Genomic DNA, 4,772 nt, shown 5'->3' with positions numbered 1-4,772 from the left:
GTTCCCATCCCGAACACGGAAGTCAAGCTCTTCAGCGGCGATGGTACTGCAGTTTAAACTGTGGGAGAGTAGCTCGGTGCAGCCTTAAAAATAGCAAAACCCCTGATGGAGAAATCCGCCAGGGGTTTTGTGCGTTGAGTGCTTTCCGCTCCCGCGGGGTGACGACAACAGACACACGGGTGAGTTCCGTCTTCCATCTTGATGAAAAATTATACAGAACGGTCGCAATGTTTTCCGTGATGAAATGTCTTTTGAAATGTCTGGTACGACATCCGTTTAAGACACACACATGGGACTTAATGCATGACCGCGCTTACGCAACACGATAGAGACCTTCTTGCCATCCGAAACTATCGCGACATTCTTCAGCATGAGTTGGACGCGCGTTGTGCCAGGAAGGAACTTTACTCGATGCGTGCGTTTGCGAGGGACTTGGAAGTTCCTGTCTCTTGCCTATCGTCCGTTCTTTCCCGCAAATCCCACTTTTCCAAATCCAATATCTACAAAATCTCTTTTAATCTGCAGAAACCGGAGCCGGTTGAAAGCTATTTTTTGAATCTGGCCTTGTCTGAGATCGAGGCACCCGGAGATCCTTATCACCCCAATTACCTGACGGCTCGAAAAGTCAGGGAAGAACATTTGTTTCTGAAGGCCGAAGTGCCTCATCGAATGCTGAATTCCTGGTCTCTAAAGCCCCTGATCCTTAAGCTCATTCTAGGAATCGAAGGGGAAATAAAAACCAACGAAGCGCTGCAGAAACGACTGGGAGTTTCCGAAAAAGACTTACAGCAGATGCTCGATGATCTGCAAAGCATAGGCTGGATTGAACGCTCTGCCGACGGCCATGATTCCAAACTTCGCTTTGTGGAGATCGGCGATGCAGGGAATGCCTACGATATTCGTGAGCTCCACAAGAAAGGCATGCATCATGCCCTGAAATGCTTGGAGACACATACGGCCGATGAGCGGCATTTCTACTCGGCGTTCTTTACGATGTCCCCCGATGACTCCGCTAAAGTCGCTAAGCAATTAAAAGCTCTCGCTCGGAACCTGGCGGAGAGCCAAGAAGAATCGGTTTTAGGTCATGAGGCTTACGTAATGGGAACCTTTCTTGTTCCGCTTACTCACCCGGACTCTAGAGATCAGCGAGTCTCTCTTCCCACATCCTAGGCAATCTTGCCTTTCCATAACTGTTCCACGAAGTCTTGCCAGAATAGGTGCTCAATGCCTGAATCGAAGTGCATCTTCTGCGAATCAAGGGAGACTATGATGCGGCGTCTCCAGGTCTTTTCCTCTCCCAAGGCTTTAAGTCCGCTGTGATCGCGGTCGCTGACTCGTTTGGAACTTTTACTTCGACCGCGACCTCATCGCCTATGATGAAGTCCACTTCCTGCTGATGTTTGGTTCGCCAAAAAGTGAGCCCTTCTCTGAGTCTACCGAATTTGTCGGCCTTCACCACCAGCCAAATCTCAAAGCTTCGCAATGAGATTATGGCGGGAGCACTGGCCGACAAATTCGGTAGATAGCGTTCAAGACTAAATTGTCCAGACTGATTAAGTTCCTGCCAGGTGAGGGGAAACATAAAGGCGTAACGCTCGTCCCGCAAGTAAATTACTTCCCGACCGACGGAGCTTTCTGGCACTACGGCCTGTCAATAGAAGCCGCTCCTCTTGGTTTCAATGAGGCGATGAACCTCGTTCAAAAGTTCTGAAATCCTTTGGATCTCGTCGATAACGACAATATCTTTCGTGCCTAAATTTTCATTAGGTTAAGATGTCTCTTTACCATTCCGCACCTGCATCGTGGATATAATAATTTCAGATGACGTTTTACTGGCGGAAAGCCAAAGTGAATTGGTCCTGAATCATGAACCTCATGTCATGGGGACCTTCCCTGTTCCCCTTATTCACCCAGCAGCTGGAGATCAGTGAGTCTCACCAAGGTCCGTTCTTATTTTGTAGAGACGATACCTTCGGGTCTTGATGTCAAAGACGATCCAATCGAGGGGTGGAGTCTGATAGGTATGCGCGAGCGAATCTTCAAGAAACGAACGCGTACGACTCAGGAGCTTGGTGAGATTGATTTCCTGCGCCTCAATATACCTCGGGCTGGCATCCTTCTGGATACCATAGACAGCCGAAGCGATCTCGGCCTTGGAGAGCGTCAGGCTTGGACTTCGGAAGAAGGCCTGAATCAGGGTCAAAGTCTTTTGCCGCGAAGCGAGAGGCACAAGGATGCGGTTGATCCACAGCATGTTCTCAACCAGTCTGACTTCCGGTCCAGAGTCAGGTAAGGGTTGAGGAATTTGGCTATGAACCTGGGCGTAGGCCATTGAGAAGATCTCCGCGATAGCATCATGGACACTTTTTGAGAGGACAGTAAGACGTTCAAGAGGGGAATTTTCGGGATCAATTGTCATTTCCATCTCCACTGGAGTTCTGCTTGGAGTAGGCCTTTTATAAGGGTCGAATTCCTAATTCCACCCGACAAATTCATTGATCCCTAAACAATTCGACTATTCTCCACCTTCTTTGTTCGTTGAATCAAAATTTCTGCAGAACATACCCGTAAAAATATGAAAGAAAAATCCCCGTAAAATCGTGTTCCGATGTCACTGGGCAAGGCCGATTCAAGCCATTATTAAGCATCATGCTATGGAGTGCCTCTAAGACTTTACCTTTGCAACCAGGTGACTTCATGAAAATCGGCGTTTTTTTCGGGGTTTATGAGGCGGAAAAAGCCTTTGCTCAACAGACCTTGAGGCAATTGCTCGACATTTTGCAAAGCCATGACGTGCATGTCCTTATACTGGATGATGCCTCGCCTAGCTTTGTAGGACAAAGTCTTCAGGCTGCATTTTCAGAGCGGGAACGTGTGACGTTCGAAGTCATTCGCAATGAAAGATCCTCGGGCTTTCGTGGAGCCATGGATAGAACGCTCTTTGCATTCCGGCATCTGGCGCGGAACACCATGGAGTTTGATTATATTCTGCGTGTGGACGCCGATCTCTTTTTCAATCGCAAGGATCTGGCCGGAATCTTTGAATCAGACCTTTTGCCGAAAGAGGGCATGGTGGGAACCTTTGCTGAATTCCGTGGTCGGGATTTTATACAGCTGCTCGCCGATATCTTTCCCTTTGGATTCCGTCGTCGCCAGGTGAATGGGGTGGTGGAGCATAAATGGGAACTGAAGCGGATGAAACCGGTCTGGTGGTGGGACATGGGTCTGCGGGCGATTATGAATGGTTTCAGACGCCGCTTTATCGGTGGTCCTTTTCAAATTATTGCGGGCGTCACACTCAGGGAATGGGCAAGACGGGGGTGGCTGGATCGGAAACCTCTCGCAGGCCTGGGCCTCGTGTTTGGCGAGGATGTGATGAGCAATGTGCTCGTCAAAGCCCTGAATCACCCCCTTGTGGATCTTGCCGAGCTGGTCCCGGACTGGGCCTGTGACATGGCGATCAATCCTCATAAGGGTGGGCCGGAATTTATTCAGGCGAACAGGTATTATCTTGTACACCCCCTGAAGGGCGACGCCTGGGGCCTGCGCCTGCGGCAGGATCTGGAACGTCTGCAAGGTGGACGCCTCTCGCCACATTAACACCTCTGAAAAATCCCTTGCTGCCACGCGCTGAATGGTGTTCCTTTTCCAAGGCAACCCTCACACGATCCAAGGCAGAAAGGGATACTTATGACGATCTCTCCATTTCGCTCCGATATTCTGAAAGGCAAGGTCGCATTTATCACAGGCGGCGGCAGCGGCATCAATTTTGGTGTGGCCAAGGCCCTGGCATCCCACGGCGCAGATATCGCGATGATGGGGCGGCGTGAGGATGTGCTGGAGAAAGCCTGCACTGAACTCAGCAAGCTGGGCGTGAAGACCTTCTTCAAAGGTGGTGATGTCCGAAATCCCGAAGCGTGTCTGGCCGCTCTTGATGCCACGGCTCATGCCCTGGGAAAAATAGATATCCTTGTCAACGGCGCGGCTGGTAACTTCCTGTGCCCGCCTGAGGTTTTGAGCCCCAACGGTTTTAAAACGGTCGTGGATATTGATCTGAACGGAACCTTCAATATGTGTCGCTACGGTTATAAATATCTGCGCGACACCCATGGCCTTATCATTAACATTTCTGCGACGCTGCATTACGTGGGAACGCCCTTCCAAGCGCATGTCTCGGCGGCGAAGGCCGGTGTGGATGCCTTGACCGTGAATTTGGCCACGGAATGGGGCCCGGAAGGCATCCGCGTTTGCGGGATTGCGCCGGGACCAATCGGTGATACGGAAGGCATGAAGCGGCTTGCACCCGGTGATACGGGCGAGAAAATGAAGAAGGATATTCCTCTTCGTCGCTTTGGTGAAACCAGTGAGATCGGGATGGCCGCAGTGTTTCTGGCTTCATCAGCGGCGTCTTATATTACAGGCCATACCCTGGTCGTCGATGGCGGTCAGTGGCTGACGAAACCACCTATGGTGCCCCGTTCGATGGTCGAGCAGATGATGGCCAAGAGCCTGGGCTGAAGATAGGTCATCAATAGCGGGCCCGGTAGAAGGCCCACTTCAGGTATTCATTGTAAACCGCGAGAAAATCCAGCTCCTTCGCATACCAAATCTTGGGGCGAGGGGACGGCACGGATTTCAATTCATAGCCGAAGGTGTTGACCCGCTCGGCGATCCAATGCGCGCGGCTGGAATGATACCAGCTGGTGCAGAGGATGAGGCGTTTGGCCTGGGGCAGGCGGTCTTTGATGAGTTTGAAATCGGCGCGCATCTCT

Annotated in this window: 6 protein-coding genes and 1 rRNA gene; 4 read left to right on the top strand and 3 right to left on the bottom strand. The window is 51.0% G+C overall.

Annotation, left to right across the window (positions count from 1 at the left end; translation table 11 throughout):
• A 5S ribosomal RNA gene (gene rrf, locus VFO10_RS03815) occupies positions 1–85 on the top strand; the annotation flags it as partial.
• A 218-nt stretch (positions 86–303) separates the two neighbouring features.
• Entirely contained in the window at positions 304–1,170 is an 867-nt protein-coding gene (locus VFO10_RS03810) for a DUF4423 domain-containing protein (RefSeq protein WP_325137348.1), read from the top strand.
• A 94-nt stretch (positions 1,171–1,264) separates the two neighbouring features.
• On the opposite strand, the gene VFO10_RS03805 is transcribed toward VFO10_RS03810, so the two are convergent.
• Both VFO10_RS03805 and VFO10_RS03800 read right to left on the bottom strand, forming a co-directional pair.
• Positions 1,265–1,606, bottom strand: a complete 342-nt coding sequence (locus VFO10_RS03805) for a hypothetical protein (protein ID WP_325137347.1) — start codon at positions 1,604–1,606, stop codon at positions 1,265–1,267.
• 318 nt (positions 1,607–1,924) lie between these two features.
• On the bottom strand, positions 1,925–2,254 hold the full coding sequence (locus VFO10_RS03800) for a hypothetical protein (RefSeq protein ID WP_325137346.1): 330 nt from the start codon (positions 2,252–2,254) through the stop codon (positions 1,925–1,927).
• Between the two features lie 443 nt (positions 2,255–2,697).
• On the opposite strand from VFO10_RS03800, the gene VFO10_RS03795 reads away from it, so the two are divergent.
• Complete coding sequence (locus VFO10_RS03795) at positions 2,698–3,600, top strand: glycosyltransferase (protein ID WP_325137345.1); 903 nt, start codon at positions 2,698–2,700, stop codon at positions 3,598–3,600.
• 90 nt (positions 3,601–3,690) lie between these two features.
• Positions 3,691–4,518 (top strand): SDR family oxidoreductase, encoded by an 828-nt coding sequence (locus tag VFO10_RS03790; protein WP_325137344.1) that lies wholly within the window; start codon positions 3,691–3,693, stop codon positions 4,516–4,518.
• Positions 4,519–4,528: 10 nt separating this feature from the next.
• Here VFO10_RS03790 and VFO10_RS03785 read toward each other — a convergent pair.
• A partial coding sequence (locus VFO10_RS03785) for a hypothetical protein (RefSeq protein WP_325137343.1) occupies positions 4,529–4,772 on the bottom strand: 244 nt, incomplete at its 5' end.

The organism is Oligoflexus sp., assembly GCF_035712445.1.
GTDB lineage: Bacteria > Bdellovibrionota_B > Oligoflexia > Oligoflexales > Oligoflexaceae > Oligoflexus.
The sequence above is the reverse complement of the archived record's forward strand: the minus strand, read 5'-3'. Positions and strand labels throughout refer to the sequence as shown.